The 25,155-nt window shown below is 64.1% G+C and carries 26 protein-coding genes and 2 pseudogenes; 12 read left to right on the top strand and 16 right to left on the bottom strand.

Annotated elements, in window-relative coordinates:
- Window positions 1-3 precede the first annotated feature (3 nt).
- Window positions 4-1,395: pseudogene (locus tag AC1VNY_RS21900) on the bottom strand (hypothetical protein); the annotation flags it as partial.
- Window positions 1,396-1,577: 182 nt separating this feature from the next.
- On the opposite strand from AC1VNY_RS21900, the gene cysE reads away from it, so the two are divergent.
- Both cysE and AC1VNY_RS21890 read left to right on the top strand, forming a co-directional pair.
- Window positions 1,578-2,405 carry a serine O-acetyltransferase gene (gene cysE, locus AC1VNY_RS21895; protein WP_028342930.1) on the top strand — a complete coding sequence of 276 codons (828 nt, stop codon included), beginning with the start codon at window positions 1,578-1,580 and terminating at the stop codon, window positions 2,403-2,405.
- A 150-nt stretch (window positions 2,406-2,555) separates the two neighbouring features.
- Window positions 2,556-2,768 carry a DUF3126 family protein gene (locus AC1VNY_RS21890; protein ID WP_021077729.1) on the top strand — a complete coding sequence of 71 codons (213 nt, stop codon included), beginning with the start codon at window positions 2,556-2,558 and terminating at the stop codon, window positions 2,766-2,768.
- 127 nt (window positions 2,769-2,895) lie between these two features.
- On the opposite strand, the gene AC1VNY_RS21885 is transcribed toward AC1VNY_RS21890, so the two are convergent.
- The 3 genes from AC1VNY_RS21885 to AC1VNY_RS21875 form a co-directional block, all read right to left on the bottom strand.
- Complete coding sequence (locus tag AC1VNY_RS21885) at window positions 2,896-3,630, bottom strand: TSUP family transporter (protein WP_482406726.1); 735 nt, start codon at window positions 3,628-3,630, stop codon at window positions 2,896-2,898.
- A gap of 116 nt (window positions 3,631-3,746) precedes the next feature.
- Entirely contained in the window at window positions 3,747-4,409 is a 663-nt protein-coding gene (locus AC1VNY_RS21880; RefSeq protein ID WP_482406725.1) for a 3-keto-alpha-glucoside-1,2-lyase-like domain-containing protein, read from the bottom strand.
- 559 nt (window positions 4,410-4,968) lie between these two features.
- Window positions 4,969-5,679, bottom strand: a complete 711-nt coding sequence (locus AC1VNY_RS21875) for a hypothetical protein (RefSeq protein WP_482406758.1) — start codon at window positions 5,677-5,679, stop codon at window positions 4,969-4,971.
- Between the two features lie 219 nt (window positions 5,680-5,898).
- On the opposite strand from AC1VNY_RS21875, the gene AC1VNY_RS21870 reads away from it, so the two are divergent.
- Entirely contained in the window at window positions 5,899-6,228 is a 330-nt protein-coding gene (locus AC1VNY_RS21870) for a DUF6949 family protein (protein WP_482406724.1), read from the top strand.
- Window positions 6,229-6,420: 192 nt separating this feature from the next.
- Window positions 6,421-6,951 carry a gamma carbonic anhydrase family protein gene (locus AC1VNY_RS21865; RefSeq protein WP_028336118.1) on the top strand — a complete coding sequence of 177 codons (531 nt, stop codon included), beginning with the start codon at window positions 6,421-6,423 and terminating at the stop codon, window positions 6,949-6,951.
- 4 nt (window positions 6,952-6,955) lie between these two features.
- On the opposite strand, the gene AC1VNY_RS21860 is transcribed toward AC1VNY_RS21865, so the two are convergent.
- On the bottom strand, window positions 6,956-7,210 hold the full coding sequence (locus tag AC1VNY_RS21860; RefSeq protein WP_482406723.1) for a hypothetical protein: 255 nt from the start codon (window positions 7,208-7,210) through the stop codon (window positions 6,956-6,958).
- Window positions 7,211-7,297: 87 nt separating this feature from the next.
- On the opposite strand from AC1VNY_RS21860, the gene AC1VNY_RS21855 reads away from it, so the two are divergent.
- The 3 genes from AC1VNY_RS21855 to AC1VNY_RS21845 all read left to right on the top strand — a co-directional run bounded on the left by AC1VNY_RS21855 (window position 7,298) and on the right by AC1VNY_RS21845 (window position 8,663).
- Window positions 7,298-7,612 carry a hypothetical protein gene (locus AC1VNY_RS21855; RefSeq protein ID WP_482406722.1) on the top strand — a complete coding sequence of 105 codons (315 nt, stop codon included), beginning with the start codon at window positions 7,298-7,300 and terminating at the stop codon, window positions 7,610-7,612.
- Window positions 7,613-7,768: 156 nt separating this feature from the next.
- Window positions 7,769-8,305, top strand: a complete 537-nt coding sequence (locus AC1VNY_RS21850; protein ID WP_482406721.1) for a hypothetical protein — start codon at window positions 7,769-7,771, stop codon at window positions 8,303-8,305.
- Between the two features lie 208 nt (window positions 8,306-8,513).
- Window positions 8,514-8,663 carry a hypothetical protein gene (locus AC1VNY_RS21845; RefSeq protein ID WP_167350419.1) on the top strand — a complete coding sequence of 50 codons (150 nt, stop codon included), beginning with the start codon at window positions 8,514-8,516 and terminating at the stop codon, window positions 8,661-8,663.
- A 457-nt stretch (window positions 8,664-9,120) separates the two neighbouring features.
- Here the strand turns inward: AC1VNY_RS21845 and AC1VNY_RS21840 are convergent, their stop codons facing one another.
- From AC1VNY_RS21840 to AC1VNY_RS21830, 3 genes are all read right to left on the bottom strand, one after another.
- Window positions 9,121-9,612 (bottom strand): hypothetical protein, encoded by a 492-nt coding sequence (locus AC1VNY_RS21840; protein WP_028342937.1) that lies wholly within the window; start codon window positions 9,610-9,612, stop codon window positions 9,121-9,123.
- A 166-nt stretch (window positions 9,613-9,778) separates the two neighbouring features.
- Window positions 9,779-10,309 carry a bifunctional 3-hydroxydecanoyl-ACP dehydratase/trans-2-decenoyl-ACP isomerase gene (fabA, locus tag AC1VNY_RS21835; RefSeq protein ID WP_482406757.1) on the bottom strand — a complete coding sequence of 177 codons (531 nt, stop codon included), beginning with the start codon at window positions 10,307-10,309 and terminating at the stop codon, window positions 9,779-9,781.
- A 33-nt stretch (window positions 10,310-10,342) separates the two neighbouring features.
- Window positions 10,343-10,972, bottom strand: a complete 630-nt coding sequence (locus AC1VNY_RS21830) for a TetR/AcrR family transcriptional regulator (RefSeq protein ID WP_482406720.1) — start codon at window positions 10,970-10,972, stop codon at window positions 10,343-10,345.
- A gap of 99 nt (window positions 10,973-11,071) precedes the next feature.
- On the opposite strand from AC1VNY_RS21830, the gene AC1VNY_RS21825 reads away from it, so the two are divergent.
- Window positions 11,072-11,482: a hypothetical protein gene (locus AC1VNY_RS21825; RefSeq protein WP_482406719.1), complete on the top strand. Its 411-nt coding sequence runs from the start codon at window positions 11,072-11,074 to the stop codon at window positions 11,480-11,482.
- Between the two features lie 130 nt (window positions 11,483-11,612).
- On the opposite strand, the gene AC1VNY_RS21820 is transcribed toward AC1VNY_RS21825, so the two are convergent.
- The 5 genes from AC1VNY_RS21820 to AC1VNY_RS21800 all read right to left on the bottom strand — a co-directional run bounded on the left by AC1VNY_RS21820 (window position 11,613) and on the right by AC1VNY_RS21800 (window position 16,860).
- A complete protein-coding gene (locus tag AC1VNY_RS21820; protein ID WP_482406718.1) occupies window positions 11,613-12,227 on the bottom strand; it encodes a transglutaminase-like cysteine peptidase in 615 nt (204 codons plus the stop codon).
- A gap of 333 nt (window positions 12,228-12,560) precedes the next feature.
- A complete protein-coding gene (locus tag AC1VNY_RS21815) occupies window positions 12,561-13,178 on the bottom strand; it encodes a PilZ domain-containing protein (RefSeq protein WP_028342942.1) in 618 nt (205 codons plus the stop codon).
- 140 nt (window positions 13,179-13,318) lie between these two features.
- Window positions 13,319-14,869: an FAD-dependent monooxygenase gene (locus AC1VNY_RS21810; protein WP_482406756.1), complete on the bottom strand. Its 1,551-nt coding sequence runs from the start codon at window positions 14,867-14,869 to the stop codon at window positions 13,319-13,321.
- Between the two features lie 273 nt (window positions 14,870-15,142).
- On the bottom strand, window positions 15,143-16,102 hold the full coding sequence (locus AC1VNY_RS21805) for an acyl-CoA desaturase (RefSeq protein WP_482406717.1): 960 nt from the start codon (window positions 16,100-16,102) through the stop codon (window positions 15,143-15,145).
- Window positions 16,103-16,263: 161 nt separating this feature from the next.
- A complete protein-coding gene (locus tag AC1VNY_RS21800) occupies window positions 16,264-16,860 on the bottom strand; it encodes a hypothetical protein (RefSeq protein ID WP_482406716.1) in 597 nt (198 codons plus the stop codon).
- 169 nt (window positions 16,861-17,029) lie between these two features.
- Here AC1VNY_RS21800 and AC1VNY_RS21795 point away from each other — a divergent pair, with 169 nt between their 5' ends.
- The 4 genes from AC1VNY_RS21795 to plsY all read left to right on the top strand — a co-directional run bounded on the left by AC1VNY_RS21795 (window position 17,030) and on the right by plsY (window position 22,148).
- A complete protein-coding gene (locus tag AC1VNY_RS21795) occupies window positions 17,030-18,181 on the top strand; it encodes a zinc-binding dehydrogenase (RefSeq protein WP_482406715.1) in 1,152 nt (383 codons plus the stop codon).
- Window positions 18,182-18,300: 119 nt separating this feature from the next.
- Complete coding sequence (locus tag AC1VNY_RS21790; protein WP_482406714.1) at window positions 18,301-20,256, top strand: patatin-like phospholipase family protein; 1,956 nt, start codon at window positions 18,301-18,303, stop codon at window positions 20,254-20,256.
- Window positions 20,257-20,314: 58 nt separating this feature from the next.
- A complete protein-coding gene (locus AC1VNY_RS21785) occupies window positions 20,315-21,460 on the top strand; it encodes an amidohydrolase/deacetylase family metallohydrolase (RefSeq protein WP_482406713.1) in 1,146 nt (381 codons plus the stop codon).
- A 34-nt stretch (window positions 21,461-21,494) separates the two neighbouring features.
- On the top strand, window positions 21,495-22,148 hold the full coding sequence (plsY, locus tag AC1VNY_RS21780) for a glycerol-3-phosphate 1-O-acyltransferase PlsY (RefSeq protein ID WP_482406712.1): 654 nt from the start codon (window positions 21,495-21,497) through the stop codon (window positions 22,146-22,148).
- Here the strand turns inward: plsY and AC1VNY_RS21775 are convergent.
- The 3 genes and pseudogenes from AC1VNY_RS21775 to AC1VNY_RS21765 all read right to left on the bottom strand — a co-directional run.
- Window positions 22,129-22,377 (bottom strand): annotated as a pseudogene (locus AC1VNY_RS21775) (ABC transporter substrate-binding protein); the annotation flags it as partial. The gene plsY and the pseudogene AC1VNY_RS21775 overlap by 20 nt on opposite strands.
- A 39-nt stretch (window positions 22,378-22,416) precedes the next feature.
- Window positions 22,417-23,610 (bottom strand): aspartate kinase, encoded by a 1,194-nt coding sequence (locus AC1VNY_RS21770; RefSeq protein ID WP_482406711.1) that lies wholly within the window; start codon window positions 23,608-23,610, stop codon window positions 22,417-22,419.
- Window positions 23,611-23,649: 39 nt separating this feature from the next.
- Window positions 23,650-25,077: a peptidase M15 gene (locus AC1VNY_RS21765; RefSeq protein WP_482406710.1), complete on the bottom strand. Its 1,428-nt coding sequence runs from the start codon at window positions 25,075-25,077 to the stop codon at window positions 23,650-23,652.
- Window positions 25,078-25,155: the final 78 nt, after the last annotated feature.

Genomic DNA, 25,155 nt, shown 5'->3' with positions numbered 1-25,155 from the left:
ATCGTCGGCTTCATCCCTGGCGAAGGCGCGCGCGGCCGCGATCAGCACCACGAAGGTCGCGACCCACACCATGCGCGCGCCGTAGCGGTCGTGCGGTCCCGAGATCACGCCGCAGACAAACGCATTGCCGAGCAAGGCGAGCGTGACCGTGCCCGCCAGCAGCGTCAGATCGTCGAGCCGCCGCTGCCACAGGCCGCGGCCGAACAGGATCACGAGCAGGAGCATCGAGCCCAGCGCGACCGGCACGTGGATGCGGTTGATCGCGGTGAAGTCGAGGTGCCAGCGTTGCTGCCGCGCCGCGCGCATCGGCGCGACCTGTTTGGGAATGTAGCGCTCGATGATGCCGTAGGTATGCGGGATCCAGCCATTGGTGCCTTCTCCGGTCGCGACATGCATGAGCTGGTCTGCGGTTGCCGTCAGCGCTGCCTTGGCCTGCCATTCCGGATATTCGGCGAGCGAGCGCAGCACGATGTAGCCCATCTCGTCATTCAGTCCCTTGAAGCGGCCGAGCGTGTTGAACATGCTGTGGCCCCACAGGAAGTCGTCGGCGGTCGGCGGCAAGTCGTCGCGATAGGGGCAGAGCTTCAGCTTCTCCGTCGCGCAATGATCGCGCAGATATTGCGCGACGATGCCATCCTGCAGCATGCGGCCGAAGGCGACGCCATAGCCGCCGGGCGTCCAGGCCAGCTGTCCGGACAGCGCAAAGTTCGCCGCCAGCAGCATCGCCGCGCCGGCGACGGTGGTCAGGCTGCCTTGTACGAGGCCCGCGACCGGGATGCGCCGCCCGAGCCACGGACGCAGCATCCAGCCGACGCAGCACAGGCCGAGCAGCACCGCCAGCGTCGCGCTGTGCGTGCCGGCCGAAAACGCGATGAAGGCGAACAGCACCGCCTTCTCCAGCGTCGAGATCCGTTCGCCGTGCAAGATGAGGATGAAGAGCGCGAGCACCGAAAGGCCGGCGAAGATGTCGGTCAGCAGCATGCTGTCCAGCCAGGGCAAAGCGGTGGTTGCGATCAGCGCGAGGCTGATCGCAATCAACCGGACCGGCCGGGCGAGGCCGAGCACGCGCAGCGTCAGCTGCAGGATCCATAGCGTCGCCAGGGTCTGGATGCCGAGGTTGAGCCAGAAATCCGATGTCTCGCCGACATGGAGGTAGATGCCGAACACCGTGGACCGGCTCGGCACCAGGTAGCCCTCATACCAGCGCGCCAGATAGCCGCCGGTATCCCATTGGAGCAGCGGATAGCCGTTCCAGAAGGCAGGGGCGAGCAGGAGGAGGGGGATGGCAATGGTCGCGATCCAGACCGACCGTGCATCGGTCAGGCGGGCACCTAAACTCCGGGTATTGATGATGTTTCCCCCTTTTATTGGGGCCGACCATGCCCAAAACCACACTGGGGACGAAATCCGCCAATAGTTGCAGAAGCACGGCTTGATTTCGGCAAAATCCCGACCAATTCCCCTAGACGCCGGCCCGGGGGTGTTCGGCTGGGGTTTACCGTACTGAGCCATCCCGGGACGCGCTGGGTCCATCGTGCTATAACGCACATCAGAACAACCGAATTGCGAGAGCAGCTATGGCAGTTCATCAGGTCAATCCGCAGGGGAGCAAGCTGGCGGCGCTCGATCCGATCTGGGATCGAATCCGCGGCGAGGCGGAGGACATCCTGCGGCGCGAGCCGGAGCTCGCATCCTTCATCTATGCGACCGTGCTGCATCACGAGCGGCTGGAAGATTCGGTGGTCCATCGCATTGCCGAGCGGCTCGATCACGCCGCGCTGTCGGGCGATTTGATCCGCCAGACCTATGGCGAGGCATTGCGCGACGAGCCCGATATCGGCAACGCGTTCCGCGCCGATCTCGTCGCCGTCTATGACCGCGATCCCGCGACCTCGCGCTTCATCGATCCCTTGCTCTACTTCAAGGGCTTTCACGCGCTGCAGACCCATCGTCTCGCGCACTGGCTCTATCAGAAGGGCCGCAAGGATTTTGCCTTCTACCTGCAGAGCCGCTCGTCGGCGGTGTTCCAGACCGACATCAACCCGGCCGCCAGGATCGGCCGCGGGATCTTCCTCGATCATGCCACCGGTTTCGTCTGCGGCGAGACCGCGGTCATCGAGGACGATGTCTCGATCCTGCATGGCGTCACGCTCGGCGGCACCGGCAAGGAGAACGAGGATCGCCATCCGAAGATCCGCCACGGCGTGCTGATCGGCGCCGGCGCCAAGATCCTCGGCAATATCGAGATCGGTCATTGCGCGCGCATCGCGGCCGGCTCGGTCGTGGTCAAGCCCGTGCCGCACAACGTCACGGTCGCGGGCGTGCCGGCGAAAATCGTCGGCGAGGCCGGCTGTGCCGAGCCGTCTCGCACCATGGACCAGATGCTCGGCGCGATCGGGCTTTGATTTCACTCGCTTTCTGATCGCGGCGAAAACGCGCCTAAACAAGAGTCGTGTGCGCAACATCACGTCGCCAAAGCCTGAAAAGGCTCTGGCGATCTTTGCCGTCTCGTCCTAAAACTCCCCCGAAAATCATCGACCCGATTGGAGACGGCCGTGGACGTTCAGGAAGTCAGGAAGCTCGACGCGTATCTCAAACGCGTGTTCAGCAATCCCAAGATCCGCGTGGTGCCGCGGCCCAAGAAGGACGACTCGGCCGAGGTCTATATCGGCGAGGAGTTCATCGGCGTGCTGTTCGTCGACGACGAGGACGATGATCGCTCGTTCCAGTTCCAGATGGCGATCCTGGAAGAGGATCTGGCCGAGTAGGGCTGAACAGCAGCGTTGCCGGCCGGCTCCGTCGCATGAGCGCCGGAGCCCGTTGGCGTGCGCGGCGCGGATCGACGGATCTGGCCGCACCGGTCGCCAGCTTCAAGAGCGTGAGTGAGGTACCGCGTCAAGCCAATGCGGGCACGATCAGCGACAGGCCGGCGAGCAGCAATAGTATCAACACCACGGTGCGGAACATCTCGTCGTCGATCTTTCCGTACAGCGTGAAGCCACTCCAGAGGCCGGCGAGAAGGAATGGCAGACCCAGCCCGTACAGTTTGACGGTTTCCGTCGTGAAGGCGCCGGTAACGCCCATCGAAATCGAGATCACCACAAAGGCGGCGAACAGGACCGGCTGGAACACCGCGCGCTGCGCGTCCTTCGTCCAGCCGCGCCATTGGCACGAGATGGTCGAGACAACGCCACCCAGCCCGGTAAGTCCGCCGACCAATCCGTTGACGAGACCGATCGCGATGTCCGGTGCGACCCCGATCTTCACCGGCCTGAACGCCGGCCGTGTCAGGCTGTAGATCGCGTAAAGTGCCAGCAATGCGCCGACACCGAATTGCAGATGGACCGCGCTGAGATAGGTGAGCAGCACCACACCGGCCGGGATGCCGATCGTCGTGCCAACTGACAACGGCCAGACCGCGTGCCAGTTGAACGCCTGACGCAATTTCAGGATGCCGTAGCCCTGCGTCAGCAGGCCGTAACCCGCGATCAGCGCCGCGGTTTGCACCGGCGTGACGATGTGCAGCCACACACCCGACACGACGAGCCCCATCGCAAATCCCGAAAGGCCGCTGACGAACCCGCCGGCAAAAGCGGCAATAACAAAAAGAACAAGACTCGTTCCATCCACCGGTCGCTCCCCAAAAATGAGGTGACGCACACTTGGATGGATGGTCCCATCTGATGGGGAGGGTGCGAATCCCCGAGCTTGCTGATTGGGCGGTTACCCACTGAACGCCAGCTTACCTATTTGGCTTCCCCGTAGGTGATTTGATCAAATAGCGTCACACTGTCGGCCTTGGTCCAAAGCCCCACCTTGCCTGCATCGCCAAATGTGGAATCCTCCACCTCGAACAATTGTTTGCCGTTGAAAGATACAATGAAGTGCGAAGCTTTGAAGTCGACACGCAGAGTGTGCCAGTCGTTGGACGGCACCTTGGTGTTGATTCCGTAGCCTCCCTTTCGGCCAACGATGTCGAGCGGGCTTCGGACGCCGTTCACTGTCTTGTACAAAACGACATTATCCTCGAGTGCATTGGCGCGGGTCACGTAGTAGTTGTTCGCGTCCTTCGCTCGCCAAACAATGCCGGCGGCGCGGTCCTGCGAGCCCGCGACAGCCTTGAACTTGACCTCGACAAAGCCGTCCTTGATGTTGGTGTCGTCCTTCAACAGCAGCGGGTCGGTCGCTCGGCCGGATTGTTTGAGCACCTTCGACTTCGACGGCGCCGTCGCATCGGTTTCGACCGTCCATCTTGCATCGCCAGACCCTGTGACGGTGGCGGTCCAGCCCTCTGGCGCAACGCCGATCTGGGTATTCTCAAATCCGATTGCGTGGCTCGGCATGTCATTCACTCCCAGGAGAAGCAGCGTAACCGCGGCGATGGCCCTGCGTTGTTGGGGATGAGGCATTTCTAGGCTCCCGTCGGATCGAAAATTCCACTGTGCGGATGTCGTGAAATGCGACCTTGCCAGGCGTCGATCATTCGAAAAGCCCGGCCGCTTGAACGGGAGGCTCGACCGGACGGGGAAACTTGGTCGAATCCCGCGATCCTCCTTGCGCGTAGCGCGATGAGGACTCCATCCCGGATTTTCGTTCCGTTCCGGTAGCAGACGGCGATCAGAGATTGATCGGCGCGGTCGTCGCGGCCAAGCCGAGTTGACCCGGACCAATGTTGCGGGGTTGGCCGGCGACGAGTTCGTCTGAGCATGCGGAGGTAGGGATCGACGTCTTCCGAAGCCCGCGCAAATGCAGACCGCAAGGCAAATTGGCTGGAAGGAACTGGAGGCTTGCTTTCGCCCATGTGCACATGCCCTCGACAAGTCGAGCGTTGCACAGTCTTGGACCGAAGCCTCAAGGGGAGACCGTATTTCCCCTAGACAACTCTTAGTCCAGCGAGCCGACAAAGGCAATACGGATCGACCGGCGCCGCCATCGAATGCTCCGGGGCGCGCGGTGACGGGGAGGTGGTCATCCCCTCGCGCTGTGCATCTGCGCGGAGAGACGGATCATCGCAGTGGCGATGTCGCGCCACTGCGCAAGCCAGCTGCGCGGAAAGCGGAAGGTCAGGTCGGCGCCGTCGATGCGCCGCTCACTGAGGCACATGCCGGGCGTCGAGGTATCGCGCGTGCAGCGCGCGGTCAGCTGCGGCTCGCTCGCCGTGAACAGCTCCTCGCCGCCATAGGGCGTGCCGTCGCGGAACGCGCGCGCGGTCAGGCCGTCGTCGGTGTTTGCGCGCTCGTCGAGATAGCGCGGATAGATCGTGCGCAGGCGCATGTCCGGCGCGAGTGAATCGTGGTGCGCCGCGATCGACACGAAGATCCTGTCGATCGGCTGCACCTTGTCCTCGACCGTATCGGCGCTGTAGTGCTTCGGCGCGGCAGGCGCCTCAAGCGACGGATAGAGGAAGCTCAAATCGACGCGCTCCTGCGGTCCGGAGTGGCGCTGGATTTTCATGCGCACGGCCATGGTCGGCACGTTGAACAGCGTGCCGCCGACGCTCACCGGCAGCCGCGACGGATCGCTCGGCGGAATGGTCGTGTAGGTCGGCCACAGCAGATAGGCGACGAGCGCGACAGCGCCGGCCGCGATCACCGCCGAGGCGATGATCGGAACGAGATGCGCGCGCGGGTTACGGCGGGTGTCGCGGGCGAGATGCTGGGCGGTCGAGAGAAGCGTCATGAGCAGGGCATAGATCAGGTCGGGAGGGGCCGAATCATCTGCCGAATATGCCACGTGGCGGGGAATTTCCGTACGATTCCAATGGAATCCGGGACCAAATGGCCATGCGCAAACGCTACGCCTGAGGTGTCCGGTTAACCTTTCCTTAAGGATGATGTGGCGGCCGGTTGCCAATTCTGCGAAGCAGGGCGGGTGGCCTGTTGCGTAGCGGAAGTTCCGATGTCGCCCGATACCTTGAATTCCCTGTTCTCGCTCCTGATCGGTTTCGCGCTCGCGGGCGCATTGGCCAGCGGTTACCAGGCGATGGCGGCGCGCCCGGCCGGTTTCGGCCTGCTGCAGGAGGGCGTGGCGCCGAAGACCTTCGCCGCGGTCCCGTTCCTCGTCTTCGCCGCACCGTTCATCATCATGCGCAACACGCTGCGCGGGGCACGCATCGAACGCCGTCGCTTCGAATTCGTGATGATGGCAACCGTCATCTCCGGCTTCTGGAGCCTGATGTCGGGCACCTTCTTCATGATGACGCTGCGCGCTGCGGGCGTGCTGGCCTGATCCCATCATGATCGGCGGCCGATCACGGTCGCGCTTGCTTGAAACCATGTCGGCCGTCGTGCCAAGGTCTCCTGCGATCAGAGCTTCGGTTCTGATTGAATCAGAAACCGAAGCTCTGGATTTTCGTTTCGACGCGTTTTCTTCACGCGAACCGGTGTCCACTTCGCTCGAAAACGCTCCAGGGAGACCTCAATGGCGATCTACGAACTCGATGGGCAGGCGCCCGATCTTCCCGCCGACGGCAGCTACTTCATCGCCGACAATGCCGTTGTGATTGGCAAGGTCCGCCTCAAGTCCGCCGCGAGCGTCTGGTTCGGCGCCGTGCTGCGCGGCGACAATGAGTGGATCGAGATCGGCGAGGGCTCCAACGTCCAGGACAATTCCACCCTGCACGTCGATCCCGGCTTTCCCCTCAGCATCGGCAACAACGTCACCATCGGCCACAATGCGATCGTGCATGGCTGCACGCTGGAAGACGGCGTGCTGATCGGGATGGGATCGATCGTGATGAACGGCGCGCGGATCCGGCGCGGCAGCGTGGTCGGTGCCGGCTCCGTCATCACCGAGGGCAAGGAGTTTCCGGAAAATTCCCTGATCATCGGTGCGCCCGCGCGTGTGGTGCGTACGCTTGACGCGGCGCAGGCCGAAGCGCTGTCGCGGCCGGCGAAGTCCTACGCCATCAGGGGTCCGCAATACAAAGCGGGACTGAAAAAGATCGGCTGAAGCCTCAGCGCTTGCGGCCGCGCTTGCGCGCGGCGTTCGCTGCCGTGGTGCGAGGCTTCGCTGCGTCCTGCGGTCTTGTTGTTTCCTGAAGTCTTGCGCTCTTGCGCAGCGCATCCTTCAGGTCGATCGGAATGCCGTGCTTCTTGAGCAGGTCGGCGAAAGCTTCGTCGGCGAGCTCCTGCAAGGTCGCCATCCGGTCGCGCCCGAGCTGCTTCAGCTTGTCGAAAGTGTCGTCGTCAAACTCGATCAGCTTGCGCAAATTGCATTGCTCCCAAACTGTATTGCTCCAACGCCTGCGGGAACCGGCGCTTTGCGGACCCGTTGACGTCCGCAAGGGAGAATTGCCATGCGCAAATTATCTGTCACCGCCGCGCTCGCGACAATCGCGATTGCGCTGGCGCCCGCGGTTACCGTCGCCCAAGGTACCGGGAGCGGCGCCGGGACCGGCAGCCCCTCGTCAGCCAGCCCGACATCGCCGCAAGCCACGTCACCGCCGGCCGGGACCAATAGCGCCGGGACCGCGCAATCCTCCGGCGGCCCCAACACCGGCAGGGGCGTTACCACCGGCTCGGCAACGACGACCGAGAGCGTCGACAAGGCCATCGCCGACGAGAACGAAAAAGTCGACCGCCGTACGCGAGGCATCTGCCGCGGCTGTTAACCTCTGACGGCCGCGCTTCGATGAACGGGGGTCGCGCAGATGTGAGCGCGACATAGCCGCGCGGTGGAAGCCGCGGTCCTAGATTGGGTTAGCATGCGCAGGACGCGGCGGAGGAGGCTTGAAGAAGAAAGCCTTTCAAAGAAGGAGTAACGGGTGATGTTGCGTAAAACGATGATTGCCTTGCTGGCGACGGCCTCGGTCGGTCTGTTCACCGTCGATGCTGCGTCGGCACGCGGTGGCTTCGGTGGCGGCGGCTTTCATGGTGGTGGCGGCTTCCGCGGCGGCGGCGGTTTTGGCGGCTTCCACGGCGGCGGCGCCGCATTCCGGGCCATGGGCGGGGGCGGTGGCTTCCGCTCGGCTGCGATCGGCGGTGGCTTCCGGTCGGCTGCGATCGGCGGCGGTTGGGCCGGCCGCGGCTGGCACGGCGGAGGCTGGCGTGGTGGCGGCTGGAACGGCGGCTTCTATCGGCGCGGCTGGGGCGGCTGGGGCTATCCGCTCGCGGCTGCTGCGGTCGGCGTCGGGCTGGGCTACGGCGCTTACGATTACTATGACGGCTATTACGGCAATCCATACTACGCCGGCTACGGCTATGACGATGGCTACGGCTACGGTTACGGCGGCTGTTACGTCGTGCGCCGCGGCGTGATGACACCGTATGGCTGGCGCGTTCGGCCGGTGCAGGTTTGCAATTGAGCCATTCGCTCACGCATGGCCGGTCCATTCGGTCGCCATGCTGATGGTCTTGCAATGATCGGCGCGGCCGGCGTTTCGACGCCCGGCCGCCGCGTTGGGTCGCGCACTGGTATGCAGCTTGCACCGCCTTGCAGCAGTCCGTGCGTGACCGCGTCGCAAAAACAAATGGCCCGGCTGCGATTGAAGCCGGGCCCAGAGGACATCAGAGATGCTGACCATTCCTGACCTGACATTGCTGCTCATGGTGGTTGTTGCGAGCCTTGCCGTTGCGCTGATCTACATGCTCCGCGAGCTCGAGCCGAAGCTTGCGCGGCTGCGATTGCGAGGCGGTCGCGCCTTGCGCGATCGCACCGAATAGGCGGCAATGCCGTTCGCCGCGGCTTTGGCCGCGGTGATGCTGCGCATCCGGAGTCGTTAGCCGAGCACGCCGTGTTTCTTCAGCCGGTCTGCATGTTTCGCGCGGCGAGGGCCGCCTTCGGGATCTCGAGCCGGAGCTTTCCTGATGAGCGGTCCCGAATGGGATTCAAGGGCCCAAAAAACAAGGCCGTCGACGTAGTATACCGTCAACGACCTTGCCAGCCCCGGATATTGAAATCGGCTCACGCCATCCGGTCATTCGAAGATGACTCGGATTCGAAGGCCGATATGTGAACCAGTTCACAAAGTCCGGATTAATTCACGGTAACGGGCACTCATGATCGGCCGCTGCCGGCGGTCCGCGAGCCCGAACGTTCCCCGTTAGATGATGATCTTGCTCGGGATTTGGCGCATTTTTGTGGCTGGCCACCTCGCCGGGCGCCGGCCTTTCGGAGGCGTCAACCGCGCGACCTGTGGCGCTTCCGGTTGGCGCTACGGGTAGCCTTTGAGCGCTTGCGCGGCGCGGGCTCGGCGGCCGGTTCGTTGGCCTGTGCGCTCGCCAGCGACTGGCGCAAACCCTCGACCTGTTCAGTCAGCGCGGCGACCTGGTCGGAGAGCCTCTTCGCATCGGCCGCCTGCAACGCGAACTGCTTGCGCATGGTCTGCAGCTGGTCCTGCACCTCCTGCAGCTGGTCGATGGATTCCTGCTGGGTCACCTCCATCCCCTTGGTCTTTTCCACCAGGGCCTCGGAGACCTGCGCGGTCCGCGCCTGCAACTGACGCGCGGCGACCATCCGGTCGGTCTCCGGCACGTTGCCGGTGAAGGCGCGCCACAGCGCAATCGAGCCGATCCCGAACAGCACAAGCACCAGCACCACGGCGCCGATCGCGATCGGCTGCACGCCAATCAGGCTGCTGGCTTGTGAATTCCGGGGGGCAAGTTCGACCATGCGACCAACAACCGGACGTCAATTGAAAGGTTCGAAATAGCACAAACCTCGGCGCGGGCAAAACCGGGGGGTGTGTAGACCACTGCGGCAGCAGCGAAATTTGTATCACATGTTAATCTTCGGCCGCGCTCCACGGCCTGCTCGGCGCGAATTCAAGCTCCCGAATTCAGCCTCCGGGCGCGATCAGGCCGACCCTCATGTCCTTTGCCAGATAGACGCAAGCGCCGTCGGCGAGCACCCGGCCGTCGGCGATGCCCAGCACCAGCCGGCCGCGCCTGGCCTGGCGTATGTCGACCTCATAGCGCACCAGCCTGACATCCGGCGTGATGTGCCCCCTGAACTTGACCTCGCCGACCCCGAGCGCGCGGCCCTTGCCGGGCGAGCCCGACCAGCCGAGCCAGAAGCCGATGATCTGCCACATGGCGTCGAGGCCAAGGCATCCGGGCATCACGGGGTCGGCGGCAAAGTGACAGGCGAAGAACCAGTGATCCGGCGCAATCTCGAGTTCGCCGGCGACATGGCCCTTGCCGAATGCGCCGCCGTCCAGGCTGATCTCGGTGATGCGGTCCATCATCAGCATCGGCGGTGCCGGCAGCTGCGCATTGCCCGGGCCGAAATAGCCGCCTTCGCTTGAGCGCAGCAAATCCGGCTTGCTGTAGGACGATTGCGGAGCGTGAAAATCGTGCGGATTGAACAAGATGGCCATCGATGTTCGGGTTCTGGCTGAGGCTTAGCTGCGGCTGCGCCGCGTGGCTCTTGGCCGCGCGGACAGGGGTTTGGCAGGCAAGCCCAACGCGGCGGCCATGAAGGCCCAGATGTCGCCGGTCAGCCTTGCCGGATCAGGCCGTCTTTCGCTCATGAGCGCGCCGATCAGCGCCTGGCGGATGCCGCCGATCATCAGCGCGATGGTGAGGTGAGGGTCGATGCCAGCGGACACGATCCCGTCGCGCTGGGCCGCTTCGAGCATGCGGGCGCCGGCTGCAAGCTGCCGGCCGGTGAAGGCGGTCTCGACATCGAGCACCTCGGGCGCTCGGCTGAGCGGTCCGATCACGAGGGGCGCAAACGGGTGGTCATAGTGAAAAGCGACATAGGCGCCGATCCGCTCCTTCTCGTGGTCCGCCCAGTCCGTGGCGGACAGCTTGGCACCGCCGAATGCCGCCGCATCAAGTTGTTCATAGAAGCCTTCGACCACGGCGGCGATCAGGCCGGCCTTCGATCCGAAGTGGTGGTAGGCGAGCCCGACCGAGACCTGCGCCCGCCTTGCGACGGCCTGCATCTCGAGGTGCCCGTGGCCCTCGATGAGCTCGGCCTGCGCTGCCGAGAGCAGCCGTTCCCGTGTCCCCAGGCTCGTCGCGTCCATCGTGGGTCCATTCGCTGAATTGAATTCAATTCAATATCGCCGATGCTAGGATGTCAAGCCGCCGACGCGGATGGCAAAGCGAGCCGGTGAAGGAATGCGATGGCGTTTGCGATCAAGACCGAGATCCGAAATCCACGGGCGAAGGCGTTCACCTTCACCGCGCAGAAGACCATGTATGGCGGCAAGCACATCGCGGCCGCCGACGTCGTGTTCGTGTTCGCGAGCGAGAACGAGGGCGGCAGCGGCCTGATCGCCCGCGCGATCGTCGCGTCGGCCGAAGCGACACCGCGCAAGATCGGCATCATCAGGCAAACGCCGCGCGTCAGCATCACGGCCAGACGCACCGCATCCGCAGCGCGGCCGCTCGGGCGCGATCAACTCAAGCGCTTCAAGGATTGGGACGACGGCCGGCCCGAGACCGAGCTGAATTTCAAATTCTATCGCCAGGCCACCAACAAGATCGTCGGCATCTCGGACGAGACCGCGGCGTTTCTCGAGCGGTTCTTCTAGGCGTCGATCGACGCCGCTCAAAAAGGTTGCGGCCAGCCTTTGGGGGAAGGCTGGCCGCGCGCGAACCGGTCTGGGACGGGGAGGGGTGGGGATGTGACCGGGTCGCGAACTCGAAAATCCTCAGGTCTGCTCAGCGCGAGCTTGCCGTTGCAACTGCGGGGCGGTTGTCACCGAGCGACACCCACACATTGGGATCGCCCTGCGACTGCCGCTTGACGAAGCGGTAGCCAGTGTCGGTCCAGGCGACGATGCTCTCGTTCTGGTTATCGAGCACGAACTCGCCCTTGTCGGTCTTCACCGTCAGCACCGCGTGGCCTTCGCCCTTCTTGTCGCGGACCACCGTGATCAACAGCGCCTCGCGGGGCCAGCCGGCGTCCATCAGCATCTTGCGCTTCAGGAGCACGTAGTCCTCGCAGTCGCCGTAACCGTCTGATGGCAACGACCATTTCTCGATCACGCCCCAATGATCCATGTCGGTCATCGGCTTGATGGATTCGTTGACCCACTTGTTGACCCGTACGAGGTCCCGCCAAGCGGTCTGCGACAACACGATGTCGCGTGGTTGCGTCGCGCCGCCGCGGCATTCGCCCGGATTGTCGGCACAGAATTCGACCCAGCCGATCGGCGAACGCGCAACGTCACCCAGGCTGGCGTAGACCACGTCGCCGGCCTTGGCCGACACGCACGTCGCAAACAGAATGGCGGTAACCGCCAAACCTTTCCCCTGTCCCCTGAACCCAAACATCGTGGCCCCCGTTCTTCTTGTTGGGACCACGTTTCGCACAAAGCTTTTGCGCCGCCGCTAAGTACGCAAAGTAGATTTGACGCGAATACTGGTAAAAGCTGCGGCGAATTCGAACTGTACTTGAATCGAATTCGCGTAAAATTTGAAACAACTGCAATTGATTCAAATTTTATGCATTAACGCGGCAAGCGCTGCGCCAGCGCGGTTTGTTGCGCCAAACGCTGCGGCCGTTAACCGCCGATTTTCACCGGGCCAAACGCACCGAAGGCGGCCACCGGTGCACCGGTGGCCGCCTTCGCGGGCCAAAAACAGGGTCTTGAGCGCTTTTTCGCTTTACCTCGCGGTAACGCTCTCTTCGAGGGTTTCCGCCGATTGCTCGTGAACGAACTCGAGCGCGAAGCCTTCCTCGAGATTTCGCACCACACGGGACTGCACTCGCCCGAGCATTACGAGCGATTTCAGCGGCGGGCGGTTCTCGGCAGCAATCGCAGCACCAGACAAGGAAAGATCGATGATGCGGCAGGTCATCCGCGTGCCGTCTTCCTGGGTCAGCAGGGCGATCGGGTTGCGCGGCACGATACGGTCGTGGCGCCGATCCTCCGGCAGATTGAGGATGTCGCGGTTGGCGAGCCAGGTCAGCTGCGCGGCGAGCTTGTCGCGCTTGCGCGCGGTGGCGCCGATCGTCATCGCAAAGCCGTTGTCGATGATGCGGGTGATGCGTCCTTCGACCCGGCCGATATGGTCGAGATAGGCGATCACGCGGTCGCCGACATTGCCGATGCCCGGCGCCAGCAAGGCGAGGCCGCCCGGCGACATGTTGATAATCTGGCAGGGAAACTCGCGCCGGTCGGGCAGCATGTAGCGGCCGAGCAGGTGCACCTTGACGCGCTGGAAGCGCCGCCGCTCCTCGGCTACGGGGACGACGGTAGTTTTCTTCTGTGCAAACGACATCACGACAAACCCGGCCACCGTCCATTCGGAGCCCCGACGACCCTACGGCTGATAGGGTTAACGGGGCGTTACGGTTGAGGCGGGGAACCCGCACACGGTGCAAGAGAAACGTGAGTGGAGCCCGCGTGGCCCCCAAGGGGTCAGGGCTGCGCATCGGGTTCGCCGAACCACCGCGACATGGCCTGAGCGGCTTCATCGAGGTGAGGGGCGGTGTCAGCGGCCCATGCGACGAAGCCGTCGGGGCGCACGAGTACGGCACTCAAGCCCAGCCGATCCCGCGCGTCGCTTGCGACATAGCCGATCCGGCCACGCCAGCGATCGGCAAGCGCTTGCAGGGGAGAGCGCGGATCGAAGTCCAGCAGCAGGCCGCGCCCGCTCCTCAGCAGTTCGCCGAGTTTCGTGCCACAGGCGAGCTCGAAGTCGGGAGCGCTGCGGCCCACCAGTGGATGGTTGCCGCCAAGTTCGTAGCGCAGCGAAACGCCCCACACGCGCTCGGCGAAGTAGCTCGCGCCGTCTGACGTCGCGATCAGGTCGCGGATGATGGCTTCGAGCGCGCGCGAACTTCGGCTTGGCCGCATCAGCGCGACCTGGGCGCGCGACCAGTCCAGCACCTGCGCGCCCACCGGATGCCGCTCACGCGAATAGCTGTCGAGCAGATCCGCCGGTGTGTCGCCGCGGATCGTGGCCGCGAGCTTCCAGCCGAGGTTCATTGCGTCGCCAAGCCCGAGATTGAGCCCTTGGCCGCCGAGCGGAGAATGAATGTGCGCGGCATCGCCCGCGAGCAGCACGCGCCCCTTGCGGTAATCCGTCGCCTGACACGCGCGATCCGTCCATGTCGTGGCGAGCCGGAGCGCCGTCAACGTGATGTCCGTGCCGGAGACGCGGCGCAGCACCGCCTGCACATGCTCGCGCGTGATCGGCCGGGTCCGGTGGAAGGCACCGCCGTCGAACTCCACCATCGCGATCGTGCCGGGCCGCGCGTAGGTATACATGCCCGTCGGCGTGTAGTGACGGCCCGTGCGGAGCTGGTCCGGATCCGATATCTCGACCTCGACCGAATAGCCGGTGAACTCGGGATCGGTGCCGACAAATTCAAAGCCGCCGGCCTTGCGCACCGTGCTGCGGCCGCCGTCACAGCCGACCAGCCAGCGTCCGTGGAAAGTCGCGCCCCCGGCGCGAACGGTGACGTCGTCGTCCGACTGATCCAGCGCCTCGACGCCGAGGCCGCGCCTGATCTCGATCCCCATCGCGGTTGCGCGCGCGGCGAGGGCGGTTTCGAGCGCCTCCATATCGACCGCCATGCTGGTGCCTGCCGGGCTCGGCAGGCGAAACGGCCACTTCGACGTGTCGATATCGTCGTGAAAGAACTGGATGCCGGCAAAATGGCCGGCCGGGCGGCGCGGTTGCGTCCAATGCGCGCCATTCGATGCGCTGCTGCCCGAACCATCTCTTGCGTGCTGCCGTGCCGCGATGTCATCCAGCATCCCGCGACGATAGAACGCCTCGATGCTGGGCGCCGAAAGGCCGCGCATGCCGAAGGGCAACCGCTTCAATGGCGAGCATGGCTCCGCGGCCTGCTCCAGCACCAGGACCGAGAGGTTTGCGCGCCGCAGCTCGCAGGCAAGCAGCAGGCCGACCGGGCCGGCACCGGCAATCACGGCATCATGGGGAAGGGGGCGGCTGGTGTGCATGAACTGCTCCTTTGTCGGTGTTCGACCGGAGCGGTTCGTCGGGTTGAGAACCACACGGACGAACATTGGGCGCCTGGATGGCGTCCGGTGTTCGTCGTGGGGATCTCATGCGCGAGGCAGGAGACCAGAGCTTTCGTTTTCGAAAGGAGTTCGTTTCCGAAAGGACTTTCTTTTCGAAAGGACTTGGGCTTACCAAACCAAGTCTGCCTTTTCCGACGCGGCGTATATAGCTGCGTGGCGTTCGATCCGCAACGGAAGATGCGCGGCTGCGGATTACTGGAACAATGCGCTGCCGCGGTGTCGTGGCGCGACCGCGTCGGCGTTGCCCGGTTCGTCGACGCGACGCGAGCCCGGGCGCGGCGCAAGATTGTCCGGCGTCTTGATGTCGCTCGCGAGCCCCGCGGCTTCGAATGCCTTGATCAACCACCAGCCGAGGTCGATCTGACCCGGCAGCAGCCCGAGCTTCGCGGAGCCGGGATAGGCGTGGTGATTGTTGTGCCAGCTCTCGCCCATGCTGATCAGGCCCGCGATGCCGACATTGTAGCCCTGGGCCGCGACGCCTTCGATGATCCAGGTCTGTCCGCCCTTGCGATGCGAGTAATGACCGATCAGCCAGTGACCGGTGACGCAGACGGCGACGCGGACGCAGATGCCCCAGACCAGCCAGCTCCACGAGCCGATCGCGAGGAACAGGATCGCCCAGGGCAATTGCTGCCACATCCAGGTTCGCTCGACGAAGGCGTAGAAGCGGTCATCGGCGAGCCGCCGCTCGAGCCGGAATTCGGGCGGGTGTTTCAGCACCAGCGTGCAGTGCAGCCGCCACCACGCATCGCTCCAGAAGCCGGCGCGGTGGCAGGAGTAGTCGTGGCATGCGGTCTGGCGCTGCGCCCAGTCGCGGAAATCGTGCAGCCGCACCATGCCGTAAGGGCCGGCCATCCCGACCAGCGTGCCGAGATAGACGCAGAGCCGTTCCAGCCACAGCGGACAGTCGAAGCTCGCATGAATCAGGCGGCGGTGCATGCCGACCGAATGCCCGAAGCACAGCGTGATCGCGCTGGTGACGATGAATAACGCGAACGCGCTCCTCGTGAACAGCAACGGCCCAAGGATGATCGCGACCGCGGTCATGCCGCCAAGCCACAGCGACTTCGCCGGCGCCCATCGTACGCGTCCGTCCAGCGGATCGGTGCTGGCGTCCACGAAGATTCGCTCCGAGCCGGGCTGCGGCTTCATTCCGTCACCTGAGGTTGCATCGCAGGTTGCGGTGAAGCCATGGTCGCTGTCAATCGGCCGCCCACGTCCGTCATGTCGCAGCCCGTATCGGCGTCTGCGGCGGCTTCAGCCAGGCGGCGGCGCCGGGCGGATCCAGGGCGTGTGAAAGCGACGCGGTGAGGTTATTCGGCCTCGGCGTCCATTTCCGGTTCGACAGCCGTTTCCGGTTCGACAGCCGCCGCTGGTGGCTCAACAGTCACGGCTTTCAGCACCTTTCGCTTCGCCGCGCGAACCTCGATCTGCAGCGGCGGCTGATAGGACCCGCTTGGCGGCACGAAGACGAAGGCATGATGTCCATCGCCCTTGTTTAGCTTGAGAAGATCGTTGCGGAACTCATCGGCGACGACATCGCCAACGAGATTGCCGTTGAAGTAGATATCGATCGCAACCCTCTTGTCGGGGTGCTGGTTGTACAGGGCCCAGCCGGCAATCCTTTTCTCGTTGACCACGTCGACATGACCGGTGATCTCGCCATACAGACTCTCGATGCCCGCCTCGATCACCTCGAGGTCGCTCTTGTAGATCGATCTCGTCACATCGAAGCTGAAATTCGCCGTATCGACGCATTGGTCGAGCAGGCTCTGCCGATGCTCCTTCATTCGTTGCAGCGTGTCCAGTTCGCCCAACTTGACGTACATGCCGACGATACCTTCGATACCAGGATTCATGGTGTCGTTCCCCGCAATGCTACCAGCCAATTCGCCCTCGGCTGCTTTCACAATCGATGCCTCCTTGCGGAAAATACTCCGCCAGGACTAGAAGCGCCTCGTTCCGCCAAGGTCTGTCATGAAGACCTTCATGACAGGCCTTCATGACATCCCAATCGTCCTGACCTAAAGTCGGCTCGGCCGAACCCGGCCCAACGACAAGGACAGGGAGAGCGAACCGATGGAGCAGATCCGCGTCTGCACGCATGATGGACCTGGAGCCAAGCCGGTAATCCGGACAGTGCCATGGCCGGAAATCGGCAAAAAGGCGGCCTTGATCAAGGTGGGCGCTTGTGGCGTTTGCGGAACCGATCTGCATATCCTGAAGGGACATTGGCCGAAGCCGTTGCCGTGGCCGTTCACGCTCGGCCATGAGCTCGGCGGCGTGATCGTGGAATGCGGCGCGGAGTTCACCGAGGATTTCATGAGCAAGCCGCTGCAGGTGGGATCGAAGGTGATGATCCCGCCCTTGATGCCCTGCGGCCGCTGCTATTACTGCATCCATTATCCCGAGAGCGCCAACAAATGCCTGACGCCGGTCTATTACGGCCGCTATCTCGGCTTCGACAAGGCGCCGCACATGTGGGGCGGCTGGGCTGAATATGTCTATGTCGATCTCGACATGCTGCCCGGCACCAAGATCTACAAATTGCCCGACGACATGTCGCTGCGGCTCGGCGCGCTCTCCGAGCCTCTGACCTCCTGCATCCGCGCCTTCAACCGCGCCACCCGCGCCGGCGGCTTCAGCTGGGGCGACACGGTGGTGATCCAGGGCTCGGGGCCGATCGGTATCCTCGCGGTCGCCGCCGCGCAGGAAATGGGCGCAGGGCGCGTGATCTGCGTCGGCGCGCCGGAGACGCCGCGCCTTGCGCTGGCGCGCAAGTTCGGCGCCGAGGCGACCGTCGATATCGAGCAGCTCAAGACGCCGGAGCAGCGCATCAAGGCGGTGCGCGACATCGTCGGCGGTTTCGGCGCCGACCTCGTCATGGACTGCTCGGGCCATCCGACCGCCGGCCCCGAGGGCATCGAGATGCTGCGCGACGGCGGCACCTATGTCGAGATGGGGCAGTTCACCGATGCCGGCTCGATCAACACCTCGTGGCACCGCATCTGCACCAAGGATCTCAACGTGCTCGGGTCCTGGGGCTTTACCGGCAACGACCTGCCGCTCGGCGTCGACATGCTCTACCGCACGTGGAACAAATATCCCTGGCTCGACATGCAGACGATCTATCCGTTCACCGAAGACGGCGTCGCCCGCGCGGTTGCCGACGCAATGGCGATGAAGACGGTGAAGTCGACTATCGTGCCGTGGCCGGAACTGGTCGGGTGAAGCTGATGGCGGATGCTGCAAATCCTGCTGCAGTGCTCCCAAGGATTTGTAGCCAGGGTGCGGCCGATTGAGCCGTTATATCGCTCGCCGGGACGACGGCCCGGCGCTAACATCGGATCATGCATTCGAACCGTGTGCCGCCGAGCGCGACGTTTGCGTGGGGAAACGTGTCCGAGGACTTCGCGCTGTTCAGAACCCTCAGCGCGGAGCAGCGGCTGATTGCCTTTGGCGCAATGACCCGGCGCGACCTCGTGCGCGGCGAACTGCTGGTCGAGCAGGGCGGTGCCTCAGACGCGCTGTTTCTGGTGCTGCACGGCGCGCTCGCGGTGTACCGGACCAGTCATCCCGAACCGATCGCGGAGCTTCGCGCCGGCGAACTGGTCGGCGAGATCGGCTTCTTTGCCAATATCCCGCGCACGGCCAATGTGATTGCGATCCGCGATACCAGCGTGCTGGTGTTGACGCGCGCCGCCTATACCACGCTGGCGCGAGAAACGCCCGAGATCGTCGAGGCGCTGCTGGCTGCGCTCGCGCGGCGGTTTGCCACCGAGACCGCGCGTCTGTTGCCGCTCCGGGCGTCACCGAAGGCGCGCACCGTCGCGCTGATCTCAGGCGGACGCGAACCGGTGCCTGCCGCCTTTGAGCACAGGTTGCGCGAAGGCCTTGCCGCTGCGGGTGCCGAGATCGTCGACCTCGCGCGGGTCCAGGCGATGTTTCCCGGCCGCGCGCTGGACGCATCCGAAGTCGCCGACTGGCTCAACAGGATCGAGTACGACGCGCCGCTGGTGGCCTATTTCGGTGGTCCTGACGCATCGGATTGGGCGCGGAAAACCATCCGCCAGGCCGACCTTGTCGTGTTCGCCTGCCGTGGCCATGCGCCCACGCCCGATCTGACGGAGATCGAACGCTTCGCCTGCGGAGTGCATCCGGCGTCGACACGGCGCCTCGTCCGGGTTCATGACGTCAGGCGCCACGAGGTCAGCGGCACCGCGGCGTGGCTGGCGCGGCTGCCCTGCTTCATGCATCATCACGTCGCGCTCGAGGACCAGCTCGACATCGACAGCCTGGTTCGCTTCCTGTGCGGTCGCGCCGTCGGATTCGTCGCCGGCGGCGGCGGCAGCCTCGGCACCGCGCATGTCGGCGTCTACAAGGCGTTTCGCGAGCGCGGCGCGACGTTCGACATCTTTGTCGGAACCAGCGTCGGCTCGGCGATGGCGGCGGGCTTTGCCAAGAACTACGACGCCGAGCATCTCGAGCGCGGCACGCATGAGATCTTCGTCTCCAGCCGCAGCTTCCGCCGCCCGACCTGGCCGCGCTACGCCTTGCTGGACCACAAGGCGTTCGATGCCGCGCTCGCCGATCAGTACGGCCACAATTGCCGGATCGAGGACTGCTGGCGGCCGTTCGCGGCGATCGCGACCAATCTGTCGACGCACAGCCTCGAATTGATCCGCACCGGTCTGCTTTGGCAGGCGGTGCGGGCGTCGAGCGCCATCCCCGGTCTGCTGCCGCCGTTCTACACAAGGGACGGCTCGATGCTGGTCGACGGATGCCTCGTCGACAACGTTCCGCTGGCGCAGATGCACCAGATGAAGAGTGGACCGAATCTGGTGGTCCATTTCGGCGACCCGGCCACCGAGATGTTCGACGTCGACTATGCCGCGCTGCCGGGGCGGCTTGAGCTGCTTGCATCGCTGCTGACGCCGTTCCGCAAGAAATTGCTTCCGGCCGCGCCGAGCGCCGTCAACGTGCTGTGGCGAAGCCTCGTTGCGCATCAGCGCTACGATACGCTGCCGACCACGCCGCTCGACATGGTGATGCGTCCGCCGACGCCCGACGGCATCGACGTCACCGATTTCGACCGCCATCAGGAAATTTTCGAATCCTCGTACCGCTGGGCCCGCGAGACCATTGCTGCCTCGGAGGCGGCGCATCACCCGGCCATTGCGGCCATCGTCGCGTCGGCCAATGGAGCGGACAAGGGAGCGGACAAGGCAGCGGACATGGTTGCTGACAAGGGCGCGGATCGCGCGACAGCGACCGCGCCGGTTTCCCAACAGGCCCGTGTCGGTTGAGCGGCTTGCAGGCGCCGGCGAAGTCGACCATCGTGCCGGACCGAATCCGGAGAACACGATGCCTTTCGATCTGATCCTGCGCGGCGGACGGGTGATCGACCCGTCGCAAAAACTCGATGCCGTGACCGATGTCGGCTTTGCCGCGGGCAAGGTCGCTGCGCTCGGCCGCGAGTTGCAAGCCGATCCCGCCACCGAGGTCCGCGACGTCTCGGGGCTGATCGTCTCACCGGGGATCATCGACCTGCACACCCATGTCTATTGGGGCGGCACCTCGCTCGGCATCGACGCCGAGGAATTTTGCCGCAACTCCGGCGTCACCACCTCGGTCGACACCGGCAGCGCCGGCCCCGGCAATTTTGCCGGCTTCCGCAAGCATGTGATCGAGCCGAGCCAGGTCCGTATCCTCGCCTATCTGCACGTTTCGCACGCCGGCATCTTCGGCTTCTCGGATCGCGTGATGGTCGGCGAGAGCGAGGAACTGCGGCTGATGAATCCTATCGACGCGGCGCGGGTCGCCGACGAGAACCGCGACCTGATCGTCGGCATCAAGGTGCGGGTCGGCCTGTTCGCCTCGGGCACCTCGGGGCTGGTGCCGCTCGAGATCGCGCTCGAGGTTGCAGAGCAGGTCGGCATGCCCCTGATGGCGCATATCGACCATCCGCCGCCGAGCTATGAGGAGGTGCTCGCGCGCCTGCGTCCGGGCGACGTGCTGACCCATGCGTTCCGTCCGTTCCCCAACACGCCCGCGACCGCGCAGGGCACGGTGAAGAAGGTGGTGCTGGAGGCGCGCGAGCGCGGCGTGCTGTTCGATATCGGCCACGGCAAGGGCTCGTTCGCCTTCAAGACCGCGCGCGCCATGCTCGCCAACGGCTTCTACCCCGACACCATCTCCTCCGACATCCATCAGCTCTGCATCGACGGCCCGGCATTCGACCAGGTGACGACGATGTCGAAATTCCTCTGCATGGGGATGCCGCTGCCGGACGTGATCGCGGCGTCCACCGTCAATGCCGCGATGGCGTTGCGGCGGCCGGAGCTCGGCAGCCTGAAGCCTGGCAGCGTCGGCGACGCCACGCTGATCTCGGTCAGGGAAGGGCAGTTCGATTATGTCGATGTGGTCGGCGAGCATCTGACGGGCGATCGTAAGATCGCATCCGAAGGCGTCGTGATCGGCGGACGCTGGTGGCATCCGCGTCAGGATTGATGGACGCGCCGCCGAGGGCATCGAGGTGACTGACATGGTCTTCTGGATCGCGGGTGTGGCTGGACTGGCGATTGCCTATCTGCTCGGTTCGACGCCGACGGGGTATCTGGCGGGGAAGCTGCTGAGGGGCATCGATATCCGCCAGCATGGCTCCAAATCCACCGGGGCAACGAACGTGTTGCGAACCCTCGGGAAGTGGCCCGCATTGGCGGTGCTCGTGGTCGACGTGCTGAAAGGCATGGCGGCCATCCTGTTCGCCCGCTGGTTTTATCCCTGGTTGTACACCTTGCCATCCGTCACGCCGCCGGCAGCGCTTGATCTGCAAACGCGCGTGTCGTGGGCTGTTTGTCTGGCCGGACTTGCTGCGTTGTTGGGGCACGGCCGTTCGGTCTGGCTGAATTTCACCGGCGGCAAATCCGCTGCGACCGGGCTCGGCGTGTTGCTGGCGATGTCCTGGCCGGTAGGCCTCGGCGCTGCGGCGGCCTTCGGCGCTGTGGTGGCTGTCTCTCGGATTGTCTCCCTCGGCTCGATGCTGGCGGCATTGACCGCGATCGTCCTCGTCTGCGGCCTGGAGCAACCGATGCCCTATCGCTTGCTGGTGATCGCAGGCGGCATCTACGTGATCGTGCGCCATCGTGCCAACATTCAGCGGCTGCTGGCCGGCACGGAGGCACGGCTCGGGCATTGATAAAAGAAGACGCGTTTGAACCACGGATATGGAATCCCGTTTCAATTCCATCGGAACGGCGCTCTAGTCGGAAGAGGACTTCGTCACTTTCGACGAGCTTGCGGACCTGCTCGACCGTCTTCGCCGGCGTCGCGGCATCGTCGTGGGATATCAGATTGATCCGGCGGCCGTTGATGCCGCCCCGCTTGTTGATCATCCGGAAGTAGGCGGCCTGCACCTTGCCGATGCCAAGGGCCGACGGGCGACGTCGTCCCTTGCCAAATTTCAACTAGATCAGCGAATGCAAAGCCAAGACCGCGGCCTCGCGGCTCTCCACCGGAACAAAGAAGCTTACCGAATGCGATGACAAGACATACTTGTCGGCGATGATTCCGTGACGTTGCAGAATCTGAACCGCCTTGTATGGCAGGTCCGAGGAAATGCCGCCGAAGCAAGTGAGGCTCACCGAACTCAGGGTCTCGCGCTGTTTGCGCAGGTCTTTGCTCCGTTCCAGTGTGCGCAGCAACGCGTCGAGTGTCTCCGAATCGCAGGTCATCATGATGCGGGTTTTTTCGGCGGTGAAAGCCGAGGCGAGGAGTTGCGGCCAAGGCAAGCCATTTTGCTCGAGATGCTGCGCGAACTTCTCAAAGCCTTGATTGAGGTCCGCCGAATCGATCTCCACATGCTCAATGCGTGCCATCGAGTTGACGGCCAGGACTTTTCCGTTCTCCATGTCTGCGACCTCCTTCATCACTTGCGTGCTGTGTCGAGCGCCGCCCCACTTTCTCAGGATCAAAGGCACGTTTTGGCTGTGGGCCAGCTCCACGCTGCGAAAGTGCAGGACTTTGGCGCCCCAGAAGCACATTTCGGATAGCGATGCGAAATCCAGCTGACGCAAGGGTTTTGCGTCCGCGACGATGCGCGGGTCAGCCGAGCAAACTCCGTCGACCTCCTTGATGATCTCGCAGCACTCCGCCTTGAGCGCCGCAGCCATGGCGACCGCGGTGGTATCGCTGCCACCCCGGCCAAGCGTCGTGATTTCCTTGGTCAGCGGGTTCACGCCCTGAAAGCCCGCCAAAACCACGATGCGTCCACGATCGAGTTCTTCGCGCACGCGAATGGGCCGCACGTCCAGAATGCGTGCGGAGGAATGGGACCCGTCGGTCATGACACCGGCCTGACTGCCGGTAAAGCTGATCGCCGGCACGCCGAGATCGGACAGCGCCATGCTCATCAAGGACATGCTGATGCGCTCGCCGGTGGTCAATAGCATATCGAGTTCGCGGCGATTGGGATGCGGGCTGACCTGATAGGCCATCCTGACGAGTTCATCGGTGGTCTTGCCCATCGCTGAAACGATCGCCACGACACGATGACCACGGCCATGCAAATCGGCGACACTGCTCGCGGCCGCGCGGATTTTTGCCGGTGTTTCGAGACAGACGCCGCCGTATTTTTGCACGATGATGGGATTGCTAGGCATTGTTGCCCGCGTCGTGTTGGAAGGCGCAGCTGAACCCGATCAGATCGTTCTCCCCTTCGACGCTTTTGCGGTCTTTGATCGTTTTGCCACGACCCGCACAGCGCCCCGGTCGCGCTTCTTGCGATCCGCTTCCGCGTGCCGAGCTTTCGTCCCGCCGCGGTGAGCGGCGTATTCCTTGCCGTCTATCGGCGCGACATGCGGTGGATCTCGATCGAGATACGGTCGCCCGATTCCAAAATCCGGTCCACGCGCGTCGATCCATTTCCAAAGGGCCTCGGTGGTGACCCAACGCTCCGCCCGCGTCGCGCCTTTGACGCTCACGACATCGACGGCAAGCCCGTGGCCATAGCCGCCACGGAAGCTCCCTCCATGGTATGACTTGTCGGACGCCGCCTTCAGGCCGCTCGCGATCGATTGACGGTAGTCATCGCGGAACGCGCTGGTGATGCCGGGCGCCAACCCGGCCTGCTCCGCCGCGTAAAGCGCGTGAAACAGCTTGAGCTTGAAGCTGCGATCCACCCCTCCAATCACGTAGTCGATCATCGGCATGCCCATTCGCTCCGCCGCCTTCGGATCCTTCCACGTGAAATCGTTGTCGACGCGCCTGGTGAACGTCCTGGTGACAGTCACCGTCTTGCGCTTCTTCTTGACGGTCACTTTCCGCTGCTCTTGTACGCTGATGGTGTCTTGCTTCGGCGTCCGTTCGTAGAGCGCCCACAGGTACCGGTCGATGCAGACATCGACGACGAGGCACTCCTCGAAAATATCCAGGGGTTTCGCAGCCTCCTCGGTGTCGCTCGACACGGGAGGCGGGCTCGCTATCGCCGCCTGCACCGGCGATGTTTCGGCCGGCAGCGTCTGCGACGAATCCGGCAACGCAGCCACGACGATTGGCTTCGGCTCGCTCGAGGTCGCCGTCGCATCAGGGGCCGTCGCTGGCACCGATTCAACCGCCATCGCCGCATCGGCGTTGGCGACAGCGTTAACCATGACGCCTGCCTGCGGGGTGGCCATCGTGTCGGACGCCGGCCCCGTTACGGGTTCCGCAGCCATCGCCGCTTCAGCATTCACTTTGGCGGCGTTGCCGATTGCGGTCTGTCGCGTATCAGCCGGTTCGGCGTTGGCGGCGAGAGATGGTGCGAGGTCCTCGATGGACACTGCGCCGCTGTTCCCGGTGCCGGCAGAGCCGGCAAGCCAGGCAAGGAGCCAACCTGCGAGAATGACAGTCCCGCACAACTCCGGAGTCGCAATTCGCCGCGGGTTCATCACCCCGTAGCCTCCAAAGGCTCGATCCGAGCCCTGTTGCACCGCCCAGCACGCGACGGCATCGATCATTCGGATCAAAATGGAAATGCGCAATGGGCGGAAGCCGTTGGCGCTACGCTTTTCCAGAAAGTGTTGCCCGACCGCAACGCGCGGCCGCGAGCAACCGGCACGGCGCGTGCTGCTGCGTTCGGTGATTTTCACCAGCGATCGAGCTCTGATTTCCGCTCTCGGTCAAAAGCCGCCCATGGCGACCGGACCGGGTGACTTCCGGTTCACCTC

The sequence above is a fragment of the Bradyrhizobium ferriligni genome (assembly GCF_056837965.1).
Note: the sequence above shows the minus strand (reverse complement) of the source record. Positions and strands in the feature narration are given on the sequence as shown.